This window comes from Metabacillus endolithicus (assembly GCF_023078335.1).
GTDB classification, from domain to species: Bacteria; Bacillota; Bacilli; order Bacillales; family Bacillaceae; genus Metabacillus; species Metabacillus endolithicus.
The window spans coordinates 1,252,178-1,267,294 of sequence record NZ_CP095550.1; the positions used below are offsets into that span (position 1 = coordinate 1,252,178).

The 15,117-nt window shown below is 36.0% G+C and carries 14 protein-coding genes, 2 pseudogenes and 1 other annotated feature; of the genes and pseudogenes, 3 read left to right on the forward strand and 13 right to left on the reverse strand.

Translation table 11 applies throughout. The annotated features are described in order from the left end of the window. Nucleotides 1-6: 6 nt before the first annotated feature. The 4 genes and pseudogenes from MVE64_RS06815 to zapA form a co-directional block, all read right to left on the reverse strand. Entirely contained in the window at nucleotides 7-2,367 is a 2,361-nt protein-coding gene (locus tag MVE64_RS06815; RefSeq protein WP_231307973.1) for an endonuclease MutS2, read from the reverse strand. 80 nt (nucleotides 2,368-2,447) lie between these two features. Further along, nucleotides 2,448-4,170: pseudogene (gene polX, locus MVE64_RS06820) on the reverse strand (DNA polymerase/3'-5' exonuclease PolX). A 174-nt stretch (nucleotides 4,171-4,344) separates the two neighbouring features. Beyond that, nucleotides 4,345-4,884, reverse strand: a complete 540-nt coding sequence (locus MVE64_RS06825; RefSeq protein WP_231307975.1) for a CvpA family protein — start codon at nucleotides 4,882-4,884, stop codon at nucleotides 4,345-4,347. 9 nt (nucleotides 4,885-4,893) lie between these two features. After that, nucleotides 4,894-5,151, reverse strand: coding sequence for a cell division protein ZapA (gene zapA, locus MVE64_RS06830; RefSeq protein ID WP_098795869.1), 258 nt, complete (start codon nucleotides 5,149-5,151; stop codon nucleotides 4,894-4,896). A gap of 122 nt (nucleotides 5,152-5,273) precedes the next feature. On the opposite strand from zapA, the pseudogene rnhC reads away from it, so the two are divergent. After that, nucleotides 5,274-6,208, forward strand: a pseudogene (rnhC, locus tag MVE64_RS06835) (ribonuclease HIII). A 43-nt stretch (nucleotides 6,209-6,251) separates the two neighbouring features. Here the strand turns inward: rnhC and pheT are convergent. The 3 genes from pheT to MVE64_RS06850 all read right to left on the reverse strand — a co-directional run bounded on the left by pheT (nucleotide 6,252) and on the right by MVE64_RS06850 (nucleotide 10,885). After that, nucleotides 6,252-8,666 carry a phenylalanine--tRNA ligase subunit beta gene (pheT, locus tag MVE64_RS06840; protein WP_247344947.1) on the reverse strand — a complete coding sequence of 805 codons (2,415 nt, stop codon included), beginning with the start codon at nucleotides 8,664-8,666 and terminating at the stop codon, nucleotides 6,252-6,254. A gap of 16 nt (nucleotides 8,667-8,682) precedes the next feature. Continuing rightward, on the reverse strand, nucleotides 8,683-9,717 hold the full coding sequence (gene pheS, locus MVE64_RS06845; RefSeq protein WP_247344950.1) for a phenylalanine--tRNA ligase subunit alpha: 1,035 nt from the start codon (nucleotides 9,715-9,717) through the stop codon (nucleotides 8,683-8,685). A gap of 67 nt (nucleotides 9,718-9,784) precedes the next feature. Beyond that, nucleotides 9,785-10,077 (reverse strand) — a binding site (T-box leader). Between the two features lie 55 nt (nucleotides 10,078-10,132). Continuing rightward, nucleotides 10,133-10,885 (reverse strand): TrmH family RNA methyltransferase, encoded by a 753-nt coding sequence (locus MVE64_RS06850; RefSeq protein WP_247344952.1) that lies wholly within the window; start codon nucleotides 10,883-10,885, stop codon nucleotides 10,133-10,135. Nucleotides 10,886-11,049: 164 nt separating this feature from the next. On the opposite strand from MVE64_RS06850, the gene sspI reads away from it, so the two are divergent. Further along, nucleotides 11,050-11,268, forward strand: coding sequence for a small acid-soluble spore protein SspI (sspI, locus tag MVE64_RS06855; protein WP_247344955.1), 219 nt, complete (start codon nucleotides 11,050-11,052; stop codon nucleotides 11,266-11,268). Nucleotides 11,269-11,310: 42 nt separating this feature from the next. Here sspI and MVE64_RS06860 read toward each other — a convergent pair whose 3' ends face one another. Next, a complete protein-coding gene (locus MVE64_RS06860) occupies nucleotides 11,311-12,396 on the reverse strand; it encodes a M42 family metallopeptidase (RefSeq protein ID WP_247344958.1) in 1,086 nt (361 codons plus the stop codon). 72 nt (nucleotides 12,397-12,468) lie between these two features. Then, nucleotides 12,469-12,957, reverse strand: coding sequence for a dUTP diphosphatase (locus MVE64_RS06865; RefSeq protein WP_247344961.1), 489 nt, complete (start codon nucleotides 12,955-12,957; stop codon nucleotides 12,469-12,471). 119 nt (nucleotides 12,958-13,076) lie between these two features. Between MVE64_RS06865 and MVE64_RS06870 the strand changes: the two genes are divergently transcribed. Further along, on the forward strand, nucleotides 13,077-13,367 hold the full coding sequence (locus tag MVE64_RS06870; RefSeq protein WP_345740783.1) for a sigma-w pathway protein ysdB: 291 nt from the start codon (nucleotides 13,077-13,079) through the stop codon (nucleotides 13,365-13,367). A gap of 141 nt (nucleotides 13,368-13,508) precedes the next feature. Here the strand turns inward: MVE64_RS06870 and MVE64_RS06875 are convergent, their stop codons facing one another. From MVE64_RS06875 to rpmI, 4 genes are all read right to left on the reverse strand, one after another. After that, a complete protein-coding gene (locus MVE64_RS06875; protein WP_247344964.1) occupies nucleotides 13,509-14,102 on the reverse strand; it encodes a TVP38/TMEM64 family protein in 594 nt (197 codons plus the stop codon). Between the two features lie 58 nt (nucleotides 14,103-14,160). Then, nucleotides 14,161-14,430, reverse strand: coding sequence for a DUF1294 domain-containing protein (locus tag MVE64_RS06880; RefSeq protein WP_247344966.1), 270 nt, complete (start codon nucleotides 14,428-14,430; stop codon nucleotides 14,161-14,163). An 87-nt stretch (nucleotides 14,431-14,517) separates the two neighbouring features. Continuing rightward, nucleotides 14,518-14,877: a 50S ribosomal protein L20 gene (rplT, locus tag MVE64_RS06885; RefSeq protein WP_026560854.1), complete on the reverse strand. Its 360-nt coding sequence runs from the start codon at nucleotides 14,875-14,877 to the stop codon at nucleotides 14,518-14,520. A gap of 31 nt (nucleotides 14,878-14,908) precedes the next feature. Then, nucleotides 14,909-15,109 (reverse strand): 50S ribosomal protein L35, encoded by a 201-nt coding sequence (gene rpmI / locus MVE64_RS06890; protein WP_231307984.1) that lies wholly within the window; start codon nucleotides 15,107-15,109, stop codon nucleotides 14,909-14,911. Nucleotides 15,110-15,117 lie beyond the last annotated feature (8 nt).

Here is a 15,117-nt window from a genome sequence, read left to right on the forward strand (position 1 = left end):
TCCCCACTATTTGAGTTCAACTATTGTTACACCTGTACCGCCTTCACCAGCTTCTCCAAATCGTGTATTTTTCACGCTACGATGATTCTTTAATAGCTCCTTAACACCTGTTCTCAGTGCACCTGTTCCTTTTCCGTGAATAATGGATACTCTTGGGTATCCCGCTAAAACTGCGTCATCCAAGTATTTTTCTACTCTTAATAAGGCATTTTCATATCGTTCTCCACGTAAATCCAATTCAAGTGAGACGTGATAATCTTTTCCTTTTACAGCAGCTAATGGCTTTGCTTGTACCTCCTGCTTAGGACGTTTAATGTATTGAAGATCTGCTTCTTTAACCTTCATCTTCATAATCCCCATTTGTACTTGCCACTCATTATCACTAACTTTATCAACAAGATGACCCTTTTGGTCAAAACTAATCACTTTTACTTCATCACCAGGCAGGAACTCCTGTTTAACAGGCTCCTTTTTCTCTACCTTTTTGCTTTTCACAAAATGAGGCTGAGCTTCTTCCAGTCGTTTTTTTGCATCAATTAATTCATGCTCCTTTACTTGAGCATGCTGTTCTTTGCGCATCTTTCTTAAATCTCTAATAATTTGTTCAGCTTCTTTGTTTGCCTCTTCTAGTTTTTCTGCCGCACTACGTTCTGCTTTTTCATATAAAGCGTCACGTTGCTCATTAAATTCAATGATTTGTTTTTGAAGCTCTTTATGGAGCTTTTCAGCTTCTTGACGAAATCTCTCCGCCTCAACACGTTCATGTTCAGCTGATTTTTTGCTTGTTTCTAATGAAGCAATCATTGTATCAACTTCATTACTTTCGTCGGTCATTTGTGCCTTTGCCATGTTAATGATTTGTTCTTGTAATCCTAGTCGCTTGGAAATTTCAAAAGCGTTACTACGACCGGGAACACCAATTAAAAGTTTATACGTTGGACTTAAGGTTGTGACATCAAACTCAACACTCGCATTAATTACGCCTGGACGATTGTAGCCATACGCTTTTAATTCCGGATAATGAGTTGTTGCAACAACTCTTGCTCCTCTGTTATACACTTCATCAAGAATAGAGATAGCTAATGCTGCCCCTTCTTGCGGATCAGTTCCAGCTCCAAGCTCATCAAACAACACAAGACTTTGGTCATCTGCTTTTTTAAGAATATCAACAATATTCACCATATGTGAAGAGAATGTACTTAAACTTTGCTCAATTGATTGCTCATCACCAATGTCGGCATATACTGCTTTAAAAACAGTCACTTCTGATCCATCTAGTGCTGGAATTTGTAACCCGGCCTGTGCCATAAGTATACATAATCCAAGTGTTTTCAGAGCAACTGTTTTACCTCCTGTATTCGGTCCTGTAATAACGATTGTTGTGAAATCAGTTCCTAATTCAATATCATTAGCAACAACTTCGTCTAAAGGTAAAAGTGGATGTCGAGCCTTTAGCATCCGAATAACACCATCTTGATTCACTTCTGGCTTTGTCCCTTTAATTTGCTTTGCATATTTAGCCTTTGTAAACATAAAATCCATGTCTGCTAAGCAATTGACATTTTGTAAAATGTCATCGCCTTGCTCAGCAACTTCCTGTGATAAAAGCGTTAAAATTCGATCGATTTCTACTTTTTCTTTTACCTTAGCCTGCTGCAGAACATTATTCAATTCTACGATAGCTTGAGGCTCAATAAATAACGTCGCACCAGAGCTGGATTGATCATGAACAATCCCACCATACGAAGCTCGATATTCCTGCTTAACTGGTAAAACAAAACGGTCATTTCTTATCGTAATGATTGCATCTGATAACATTTTAGAAGCAGAAGAAGAGCGGATCATTGATTCTAATTTATCTCTAACTCTTGCTTCATTTGTTCTTAATTGTTGACGGATTCCTTTTAAAGTCACACTGGCACTATCAAGTACATAGCCATTATCATCAATACATTGATTTATATTTCTCTCTAAGTCATGAAGAATAACAATCTGCTCTGCAAGTTGTGGCAAATGTGTTAATTCGATTTCTTCCTCTACCATTTTTTCAACAAACCGCTTCATTTGACGTCCAGCATATAAAGTTCCGGCAACCTCTATTAATTCCACCGAGCTTAACATACCGCCAATTTTTGCTCTTTTCACTGTTGACCTTACATCAACAAGTCCACCTAATGGTATGTTTCCCTTCAGCCTGAGCACCTTTGCAGCCTCATCTGTTTGCTCTTGGAGGGTGACAACATCCATGTAATCACTTGAAGGAATAAGTGCCTTTGCCTTCTCTTTTCCAAGAGAAGATGAAGCATGCTTTATTAATTGTTCTTTTACTTTTTCAAACTCTAACACATGTAAAACTTTTTGCTGCAATGTGGTTTACCTCCTAATTAGAACAAACATGCCACTATTTTTAGTAGGCATGACTTTCTACAAAACAAATGTATAAAGTGTTACTCACTATGATGTCTATTTAAAAATGATTTAAGTCTGTCAAGATCCCAAGTGTTAATAACATTTTCACTCTCAATCCAACCTTTTTTAGCTGTTGAGATACCTATTGTCATATCTTCTAGCATTTCCATATTATGCGCATCAGTATTAATCACAATTTTCACTCCAGCTTCTTGAGCTTTCCTTACATATTCTGAGTTTAAGTCTAAACGATGAGGATTTGCGTTTAATTCAAGCGCAGTATTCGTGTCTTTTGCCAGCTGTATTAATAGATCAATATCCACATCATATCCCTTACGCTTACCAATAATTCTTCCTGTTGGATGTGCAATAATATCAACATGATGATTTTCTAGAGCTGTTTTTAATCTTTTCATAATCACATCCTGTGATTGTGAAAAACTAGAGTGGATAGAAGCGATAACAATGTCCATTTCCTTTAATAGCTCATCATCATAATCTAATGTAGCATCAGGAAGTATATCCATTTCTACTCCAGCAAGGATTGTTATATCGTCATATTCTTCGTTCAGAGCATCAATTTCCTTTTTTTGTGCTCTTAATCTTTCAGGTGTTAAACCATTTGCTACTTTTAAATATTGAGAATGATCAGTAATAGCAATATATTTGTACCTTCTTACGACAAGCCTCTACCATTTCCCTAATCGTAAATGCACCATCACTCCAAGTTGAGTGCATATGAAGATCTCCCTTTATATCTTCTAAAGAGATAAGCTGAATTTGATGATGAAACGAATCCACCTCTGTTCCATCTTCACGAATTTCAGGTGAAAAATGTGGGAGATTAAAATACTGATAAAACTCTTCCTCCGTTTGAAACGTTTTGATTTCATTTGTTTCTATATTTTCTACACCATATTCACTTATTTTTTCGCCACGTTCTTTTGCAAGCTGTCTCATTCTTACATTATGATCCTTCGATCCCGTAAAATGATGGAGAGTTGTAGCAAATTCTGCAGGCTTAACTAAACGAAAATCAACACTCACTTCATATTCATATTGCAATTGAACTGAAACTTTCGTATCTCCACTCGCAATAGTGTCTGACAACTTCGGTAAAGCTAAGAGCTGATCCCTTACCTTACCAGGTTCATTTGTAGAAATAATAAAGTCCAAATCTTTAATTGTTTCTCTCATACGACGCAGACTTCCTGCTCTTGAGTAACTTTCAATTCCTTCACATTCTTCAAGATATGCTTCAATTTCTTCAGCTATTGGCAACATGAAAGACAATGGTAACCGTTCAGGACGACTGCCCATTTCCTCAATAGCCGCTAGTATTTTTTCTTCTGATTTTTTTCCGAAGCCAGCTAATCCTTGGATTTTATTTTCTTCACAAGCCTGTTTTAAAGACTCAACACTATCTATATTAAGTTCTTTATATAGCTTGGCAATTTTTTTGCCACCTAACCCTGGAAGCTTTAATAATGGCAGCAACCCTTCTGGTACTTCTTTTTGCAATTGCTCCAAAACCTCTGATCTTTTTGTCTCAACAAATTCTTTAATTACGGCTGAAGTGCCTTTTCCAATCCCCGCTATCTTTGTAAAGTCATCAATAAGAGCCAAGCTTCGATCGTCCGATTCTAAAGCATTTGCTGCTTTTCTAAATGCTGATATTTTAAAAGGGTTTTCTCCTTTTAATTCCATTAGTACTGCTATATTTTCTAATAGTCGAATAACATCTTTTTTATGAATATCCATTTTTTCACCTCTATATCTAACACTTATATAAAAATGATACAAATAATTAAAGAAAATGTACAATTTTGACCCATTTCATAACATATCAAAAGAGACTGACTCAAACCAAGGGCAAGATCCTCTGGTCTCATAACTGCTGAGTGATGGAGGGATTACCCTTTTGAGTCAGTCTCTTTAGGACATATATTGAATCCAAAGCTCATTAACTTTATCTGAGAAGTAAGGAGTATGATTCACGATTAAATTGGCTAAAACTGATTGATCTAAAGCAGTTTGTATCTGTTCCATAGGAATTAAGGCTGCAATAAAAAGTAAGATAAATAAAACAAGATATGATTCCAAAAAGCCTAATATAGAACCAGCCCACCTATTTAATTGCTTTAATATCGGCAACAGCGCAACAAAATCAAGCATTGTCCCGATAATTTGCATCACAATTTTCGTTCCTATAAATAGAATAACAAATGCTACAGCACGATAATAAGCACCTTCAAGATCCTCTCCACTTAACAATGAGAGAATAGCTGGTCCATCACTTGTAGCTGGATAAGGTACCCATAATTTCAATTTGGGTGCAAGATCATCAAAATACTGGTATGCTACTATGTATGCGATAATAAATCCTGTCAAATGAACAAATTGAAGGATAAAACCGCGTTTTAAGCCGACTAGTATCCCGAATAGTAGAATAATAAATAATACGAAATCTAGCATTTCTTAGCTTCAATCCTTTTCTATTAGTTGTTTCTCCAGTTTTTCATAATCTTCTTTTAATTTTAAATAATCATGAACAACATTGACTGCTGTTAAAACAGCTAATTTATTAATATCAAGAGAAGGGTTTTTACTATTAATCTCTCGCATTTTATCATCAACCATTGCAGCAACAGCTCGAATATGGCTTGTGCTTTCAGTCCCAATAATTGAAAATTGTTGACCATATATATCTACTGTTGTTTTAGACTTAGGGCGATTTGACAACGATAAATCCTCCATTTCCTGCAAATCCTAATTCTTATCATAACACGAAGCTTTATCATATGGGAAGAATATCGATAGCCATTACTTTTCTAAAAGAGTATATAAACGAAAGGATGTTTCATATGGCCAACTCAGTCATTAAAGTAAATTCGACAACGATCAATCAAATGGAAAAACATTATGAAAACAATAGAACAGAGAAAACTCCCCAAGGTGCTGTTTTTTCAGCAAAAACCAATGGATGTACAATAACTGCGTACAAATCAGGTAAAGTTCTTTTTCAAGGAGCTTCAGCGGAAGCGGAAGCAGCCAAATGGGGAACGGTTAGTCCTTCAGCTAAAAAGAGTCCGTCAACAAGCAAAACGCCAACTGGTTTTCAGCCACCTTCCAATATTTCAAGTCTCTCTATTATCGGTTCAGATGAAGTTGGAACTGGAGACTTTTTCGGACCAATGACAGTAGTAGCAGCATACGTTAGAAAAGAGCAAATGCCGTTATTACAGGAGCTCGGTGTTAAAGATTCTAAAAACTTAAAAGATCCTCAAATCTGTCAGATTGCAAAGGACCTTATAAAAACAATCCCTTATCATTTACTAGTTCTTCATAATGAAAAATATAACGAGTTACAACAGCAGGGAATGTCACAAGGTAAAATGAAAGCTTTATTACATAATCAGGCAATAAACAAGCTACTAAGCAAGATTGATCCTGAAAAACCAGATGGGCTTTTAATTGATCAGTTTGCAGAGCCCCCTGTGTATTTTAAGTATCTTCAAGGGAAAAAAGTGTATAAAGATAATATTTATTTTTCAACAAAGGCGGAAGGTGTTCACCTGGCCGTTGCAGCCGCATCTATTATTGCAAGATACTCGTTTATTAAAGAGTTCGACAAGCTATCTGAAAAAGCGGGTGTTATAATCCCAAAAGGTGCAGGTGCACAAGTTGACGTTGCCGCAGCAAAAATCATTCAAAAAAAGGACCTGAATTTTTAGCTACCATTACGAAAAAACATTTTGCAAATACCGAAAAAGCAGCAAAGCTTGCTAAAAGGTCATGAACAAAAAAAACGAATCACCGCATCGGTGATTCGTTTTCTTGTGTTATCCTCTTAATGTTGCGCCAGTTTTTTCTTCTACAGCACTCAATACTTTCTCGTGTGCTTTTGATACTTCTTCATCTGTTAACGTACGTTCAGGATCGAAGTAGCGAAGCGAGAATGCCACTGATTTTTTTCCTTCTTCAAGACGATCGCCTTCATAAAGGTCAAAAACAGCTACATCTTTCAGCATTTTTCCTCCAGCTTCTTTAATTACCTTTTCAATATCACCAACAATAACATCTTTGTTTACAACAAGCGCAATGTCTCTAGTGATAGAAGGATAGCGAGGAATGACTTCAAAACGAGTTTCTTCTACATCTGCTGTTAAAAGATCAACTAATGAAAGTTCAAACACATATGTTTCTGAAAGATCAAGTTCCTTTTGAACAGTTGGATGAACTTGACCAACAAATCCAACAAGCTTATCTCCGAGGAATACCTCAGCAGTACGTCCTGGATGCATGCCTTCTCGTTTAGATTGCTTATATTCAATAACATCTGATAAGCCTAATAAATTAACAAGACCATCAATTATTCCTTTAACAACATAAAAATCAACCGGCTTTTTCTCACCCTGCCATGAATGTGAATGCCATAGGCCAGTAACAGCTCCTGATAAGCGTTCTTTTTCAAGCGGCTGAACATCTTTTCCTTGTGAAAGGAATACTGAGCCAATCTCATAAAGTGCCACTTGATCAATTTGTCGAGCCAAATTGTATCGTAACGCATCTAAAAGATGTGGAAGAAGACTTAGACGTAATACACTTCTTTCCTCACTCATTGGTAAAGCAAGCTTAGTTAGGTCAGATGTTTCAAGTGCATATTTAGGTGCCTTTTCTTCACTAGTTAGTGAATAAGTAATGGCTTGATATAATCCTGTACCTTCTAAATAACGGCGAACTTTGCGACGTTTTTCCTGGTAATCAGTTAATTTACCTGGAATTGCTTGACCTACAGGTAATGTTGTTGGGATATTATCATAACCGTAAAGTCTAGCTACTTCTTCTACAAGATCTTCTTCAATTGTAATATCACCACGACGAGTAGGTACAGTTACAATTATTGTAGAGTTATCTAGTTCCACTCCAAATTGAAGTCGTTCAAAGATACTCTTCATTTCTTCAGCTGAAATGTTCATGCCAAGTACTCTGTTTACTTTTTCAACCGTTGTTTTTACAACAACTGGTTCAAAACTTGTAGACCTAACCTCTACTGCTCCTTCTAGCACTTCTCCACCAGCATATAAAGAAATTAATTGTGCTGCACGCTCCGCAGCTGCAGGAACACGATTAGGATCAACTCCTTTTTCATATCTTGCACTTGCTTCACTTCTTAATCCATGATCTTTTGAAGCTGTGCGAATACGTTGACCATTAAACAAAGCAGACTCTAAAAGAATTGTTTTTGTGTCAGATTGGACTTCTGAATTCGCTCCACCCATTACACCAGCTAAAGCAACAGGCTCTGTACCATTTGTGATCACTAAATGTTCAGAAGTTAGTGTTCGTTCTTGATCATCAAGTGTAACAATTTTCTCTCCGCCTTTTGCACGACGAACTAAGATTTCCTTAGATCCTAAACGGTCATAGTCAAAAGCATGAAGAGGCTGACCGTATTCTAATAGTACAAAGTTTGTAATATCAACCACATTATTATGAGGGCGGATTCCAGCTGCCATTAAACGTGATTGCATCCATAACGGTGAAGGAGCAATCGTGACATTTTTCATTACTTTTGCGATGTATAATGGATTATCTTCAGTTGCTTCTACATTTACTTCAACATAACTCGAAGCTGTCTCTGATGAGCTTTCAAAAGAAATTTCCGGATACTTCACTTCACGATTTAAAATCGCTGCAACTTCATGTGCTACCCCTAGCATGCTAAGAGCATCTGCACGGTTTGGAGTTAATCCTAACTCAAGTACAGCATCATCAAGATTTAATTGTTCTAAAGCATCTTTTCCAACTTCTGCATCATTTGGGAAAACAAAAATACCTTCAGAATATTCCTTCGCTACAAGCTTGCTTTCAATTCCTAGCTCTTGTAATGAGCAAATCATTCCGTTTGACACTTCTCCACGAAGCTTGGCTTTTTTGATTTTAAAGTTGCCAGGTAAAACAGCACCTACTGTTGCAACTGCAACCTTTTGTCCTTTATCAACATTTTTAGCTCCACAAATGATTTGGACAACTTCACCGTTTCCTAAATCCACTTGACATTTATTTAGTTTGTCCGCATCAGGATGTTGTTCTTTTTCTACAACATGACCAATAACAACACCCTTCATGCCTTCGTTAAGAACCTCGACACCTTCAACCTCGATACCGCTGCGTGTAATTTTTTCTGCTAATTCATCTGGTGTAATGCCTGACAAATCAACATATTCTGCTAACCATTTATATGAAACATACATGTTTAAAGCCTCCTATTTACGCTCGTTTAAATTGTTTTAAGAATCGTACATCATCTGTGTAGAAATGACGAATATCATCGATACCGTACTTTAACATGGCGATACGTTCTGGTCCCATTCCAAATGCAAACCCACTATATTTTTTAGAATCAAAGCCTGCCATTTCTAGTACATTCGGGTGTACCATTCCTGCTCCAAGGATTTCAATCCATCCTGTACCTTTACATACATTACAGCCTTTACCTCCACATGAGAAACATGATACATCAACTTCTACTGAAGGCTCTGTAAATGGGAAAAAGCTAGGACGCAGACGAATTTCACGCTCTTCACCAAACATTTTCTTTGCAAATACTTCAAGTGTTCCTTTTAAATCACTCATACTAATGTTTTCATCAATAACAAGTCCTTCAATTTGTGTAAATTGATGAGAGTGTGTAGCATCATCGTTATCACGTCGAAACACTTTACCTGGACAAATAATTTTAACTGGTCCCTTGCCCTCATGCTTTTGCATTGTTCTTGCTTGAACCGGTGAGGTATGTGTACGTAAAAGAAGTTCTTCAGTAATATAGAAAGAATCCTGCATATCACGAGCTGGATGACCTTTTGGAAGGTTTAAAGCTTCAAAGTTGTAATAATCAGTTTCAACCTCTGGACCCTCGGCAATTTGATAGCCCATTCCAAGGAAAAGATCTTCAATCTCTTCAATAACCGCAGTGATTGGGTGATGATTTCCTACTCTTACAGGACGACCTGGTAACGTAACATCAATCGTTTCTGTTGCTAGCTTTTGCTCAACAGCGAGCTGTTCTAAATGCTCCTGCTTACTAGAAATAGACGTAGCAATTGCTTCTCTTACTTCATTTGCTAACGCACCCATTACTGGACGTTCTTCAGCTGAAAGCTTACCCATTCCACGTAATACTTCTGTAATTGGACCTTTCTTTCCTAAATAAGCGACACGAATGTCATTTAAAGCTTTTAAATCCTGCGCTTGTTCTACTTTTTCAAGCGCTTCTTGTTGAAGCTGTTTTAATTGCTCCTGCATGTTGTTTCCTCCTTTATTTAAAAAGCGTATTAGCAGCTTTTTTTGCAAAATAAAAAACTCGCCCCATAAAAGGGACGAGTTGAATTCGCGTTACCACCCTTGTTAATCATACTAAAAAAATACTTAGTACAACTCACTTCATTTCCATAACGGTAAAAACCGGAACACCTTTACGTTTTTAGAGGTCGGATGTTGGAGAGAGGTCGGATAAACCATTACTTCCAAAACCGATTCCATACGGTCCTAGTGTCAACTCGAGAGATGAATTCATTTACTTCAATCTAAAAAATGCTTTCAGTCAAGGCATTTTCTCCCTGGGTAGACGAACTGTAAAGTACTAGTCTCTGTCATCGTTTTTTAAGCTTATGTAATTTCTATCTTATTATAATCAAACTCTTTTGTTCCCGCAACCTGCCTAACCACGTAAATGATAAAGTAATATTCCTGTTGCAATGGCCACGTTTAACGATTCTGCCCCTCCATATATAGGTATATACAGATTTTTTGATGTTTTTTGTAATAATTTATTGTGTACCCCACTACCTTCATTGCCAACTATTAAGCAGAATTCCTCAGCAGGAGCAGCTTCTTTATAACTCTGCCCATTTTGTAATGAAGTACCGTAAGTAGGAATTTGCTTTTCATTGTAAACATCGATCCATTCTTCTAAATTACCTTTTGCAATTGGAAGATGAAAGAGTGAACCTTGACTTGAACGGATAACTTTTGAATTATAATGATCAACAGTTCCTTCACCTAATATTATTCCATCAACGCCCGCCGCGTCCGCTGTGCGTATAATTGTTCCTAAATTTCCTGGATCTTGAACACTGTCTATTAATAAAACTTTACTCCATGATTGTGGAGAGTGCTCTCGTTGGAATTCACATATAGCAGCTACTCCTTGTGGTGCTTCTGTATCACTAATGGCTTTCATAACATCCTTTGTAACAAGTATTAAGTTTAAATTATCAACGTTTAAATGAGGAGGAAGCGACATTTCTTCCGAAACAATTAATAACTTAATCATCTCTTTCGTTTTTAAAGCCTCTTCAATTAAATGTAGCCCTTCTATAAGAAATGTACCGGTTGCTTCACGTTCTTTTTTTGTATGTAATTTTTTCCACTGCTTTACTTTTGGATTTTTGACTGATTCTATTCGATCCACTTTCATACTCCTTTAATAACAATTCCATTTTCTCTTTCCAATCATACATAATTATAGCCTAATTAACAAATTCTAAAATTAAATGCGGAGAAGCCTTGATACTTTACATAAGTTTTACTAATCAAGGAACGAAGCTAGAACCAATTAAAAAGGAGTGTGCTACATTGAATTTAAATCTACGTCATGCAGTTATCTCAAATGTTTCAGGAAATACGCAAGATCAATTACAAGACACGATTGTTGATGCGATACAAAGCGGTGAAGAAAAAATGCTACCAGGCTTAGGTGTTCTTTTCGAAGTGATTTGGCAAAATGCTAATAATGAAGATAAAAAAGAAATGTTAACAATGTTAGAGCAAGGTCTAAACAAAAACGTTCAATAAAAATAAGAAATGCTGGGGACATTTCCCCAGCATTTCTTATTTTTAATCAAATGTAATTTTGTTTACTGTGTCACGATCTAATTTTTTTACTACTTCAGTAATTAATTTTACGGCATTTTCATAATCATCACGATGAAGCATTGCTGCATGTGAGTGAATGTAGCGAGTAGCGATTGTAATAGATAAAGCAGGTACCCCGTTTGCTGAGATATGAATCGCACCTGAATCAGTACCGCCACCTGCAATCGCATCAAATTGATATGGAATACTTAATTCATCAGCTGTATCTGTTACTAAATCACGCAAACCTTTATGAGATACCATTGAGGCATCATAAAGAATTATTTGTGGACCTTCACCCATTTTACTTGCTGCTTCCTTATCTGATATACCCGGAGTATCTCCAGCAATACCTACGTCAACACCGAAAGCAATATCAGGCTCAATCATGTTAGCCGAAGTTCTTGCTCCACGTAAGCCTACTTCTTCTTGAACAGTTCCAACACCATATACTACGTTTGGATGATCCGTTCCTTTTAAATTCTTTAATACATCGATTGCAATCGCACAGCCAATTCGGTTGTCCCAAGCTTTTGCAAGAAGAAATTTCTCGTTTTTCATAACTGTAAATTCAAAATAAGGAACAACTTGATCACCTGGTTTCACACCAAATTCTAAAGCTTCCTCACGACTTGTTGCACCAATATCAATAAACATATCTTTAATGTCCACCGGTTTTTTACGAGCCTCAGGAGGTAAGATATGTGGAGGCTTAGAGCCGATAATTCCAGTTACGTCACCTTTACTTGTCACAATCGTCACACGTTGTGCAAGCATTACCTGTGACCACCATCCTCCAACTGTTTGAAAACGAAGAAAACCTTTGTCATCAATTTGTGTCACCATAAATCCTACTTCATCTAAGTGGCCCGCAATCATAATCTTAGGTCCGTTTTCTTGTCCAACCTTTTTAGCAATTAAGCTTCCTAAATGATCTGTTGTCACTTCATCAGAATATTGAGTTATGTATTTTTTCATTACATCACGAACTTCACGCTCGTTTCCAGGTATGCCTTTTGCATCTGTTAAATCTTTTAGCATTGTTAACGTTTCATCTAGCTTTGTCATTATGTTGCCTCCTTCTATTAACAATCATATTCATTATACAACAAGTATTTAGTCGAAAGAAAATAGCACGGTTTAATAACCTTGCTCCTGTCTTTGATGATTCACTTCATTTTTTGAAATATATGCTTCTTCCACTTGCTTTGATGAAAAACCTAACAATTTTCCAAGCAGTAAATATTCTTCAAACATCTCTTTATAGGTTGCGTGAGATTGATCTTTTTTAAAAGCTTGAATTGTTTCATATACCTTTAAAAATTGTTCTGTTATCGTTCGATCCGCTTGTACCTCATTTAAATCTAACAACCTATTTACTTTCATCTCTAATCCCAATGACAGGATAAAATGGATGCCATCTACATATTCTTCTAATATAACGGAAGTTGATGCAGATGGCTTTAAACTCCAAAATTTAAAGCATCTTGTTTCATTAGCTAACTCTCCGACTTCAACTAATAATGCTAATACTTTTCGCTCAATTAAATTTTCATTTTGTAGTTGGTGCTGAGCTTCTATTTTGCTGTCTAATTCTTGCTGCATGTTAAATAGTATTGAAAAGTTCATGAACTTATCCCCCATTAAAAAAATCTCTTCAAAAAAATTATAACAAATTGAGAAAAACTTGAAACCTTTTCTACCTTTATTCGTATATAAGGAAAATTACCCTGAGGAGGGGTTAGCAAATGATTGTGATAATTTTACGATTACTTTTAATCGTTATCATCCTATTTCTGCTTTATTCAGGTTTTAAATATTTATTTAACCCAAAACGAAAGCTTGAATTAGCTCATGAACAAAAGCAATTTTATTTTTTAGATGATAAAGAAAATGTAAGAAAAAACTTCCTTCTCACCTATAAGGGCGCATTATTTGAAGGAGAAAAATATCTAGGGACAACAACTAACGCTTTCGAGGTCGTGTCAGTCTTTATATGGACAAAATCAACTAGCAGCTTACAATTTAACATTGGATGATTTTAATACTATTGAGGAAGAAGTAAAAAAACGTTATCCATTTTCTAAAGTTGATTGGAAAAGCCTATTAAGGAATTGTTAATTAAAAAACGTGAAAATTGATACAATACAAAAAAGCTTGAGATGATTTTTCTCAAGCTTTTATGCTTTTTCCTTCACAAAAAAATCGCTCCATTTAATAAAGGCCTGTTTTTCTCTAAAAAAATAAATTAATGCTAGTAACATCATAACAATGCCAGCGATTACTAATGGTGATAGAGTTTGAATGGAAGCACCTAAACAAGTAAAACAAAGAGTTGACGGAATATGTGTTAAAAACGATACCTTCGTATAACGACGAAATGTTTTTGTTTTGTCTAAAATACATAAAGAAATCAGAGAAAAGTTAACAAAAGGAATAACTCTTAAAATGATAATTTGCATAATTGATAAGTTTGTATAAGCTCCCAACCATTTCTCTTTCATCTTAACAAATCGATTAATAAAAATCGGAAAGAGTTTGGAGAAAAAATAAAATGTAATACTAGCACATGTTAGTCCAATGACAGAATACAACGATCCAGGAAGTGTACCAAATAAGATCCCACCTGCTAAACATACTACCGCTACAGGAATAAGAAGAAACTGCCTAATAATATGAAACAAAATAAAGACCACGGGCGCAAAAAATCCAGTTGTTTCAATAGCTGTTAATACAGTGGAGGTTGCGAGTTGAATCTTCATCACCACTTTCATGTTTGCCATTCTAGAGGTTTGTAGTGTTTGTTTCCATTTTACGAGAAGGTGTATGAGTTTATGCTAATCGAACAGATAAATAAACAAAAAGACCGATATGTACCAAAGTTAAAATAGGCAGCCCATATTTAAATGAAGAATGCTTTGTTTTGTGTCGGAAAGTCCTCATAGCTAAATAGCTACCTAAAGCTCCTCCAATAGCAGCAACAAGCCAAAGCGTTGACTCCTTAATCCTCCATTCTCCTTTTTTAGCTCGATTCTTATCCATGCCCATTATCGTAAAACCAATAAGATTTATTAATAAATAAAAACCAATTAGATAGGTCATGTTTTTCTCCTTTGTTTTTATATAAATAGTAGCCCATTCTATGAAAAAAGAGCTAACTCATTTAAGAGTCAGCTCTTTCGCGTTCAATTATTTGTTAAGCTGTGCTTTAGCAGCATCTGCTAATTGAGCAAATGCTTTTTCATCAGCAATTGCTAAGTCAGCAAGCATTTTGCGGTTTACTTCGATACCAGCAAGCTTTAATCCGTGCATTAAACGGCTGTAAGAAAGACCATTTACACGAGCAGCTGCATTGATACGAGTGATCCATAACTTACGGAAATCGCGTTTCTTTTGACGACGATCACGGTAAGCATACATCCATGATTTCATTACTTGTTGGTTTGCAACTTTGTATAATCTATGTTTAGAACCGAAATAACCTTTAGCTAATTTTAATACTTTTTTACGACGTTTACGTGAAACGATACCGCCTTTTACTCTTGGCATGTAAATTCCCTCCTATATTACGATGGTCCGATTATTTAAGATTGTCTAATAAATGACGAATACGTTTGAAATCGCCTTTGCTTACTACAGTTGATTTACGTAATTTACGTTTAGCTTTTGTAGATTTGTTAGCGAATAAGTGACTTGTGTAAGCATGTGAACGTTTAAGTTTACCAGAGCCTGTTCTTTTGAAACGCTTAGCAGCTCCACGGTGAGTTTTCATTTTTGGCATAAGGTATT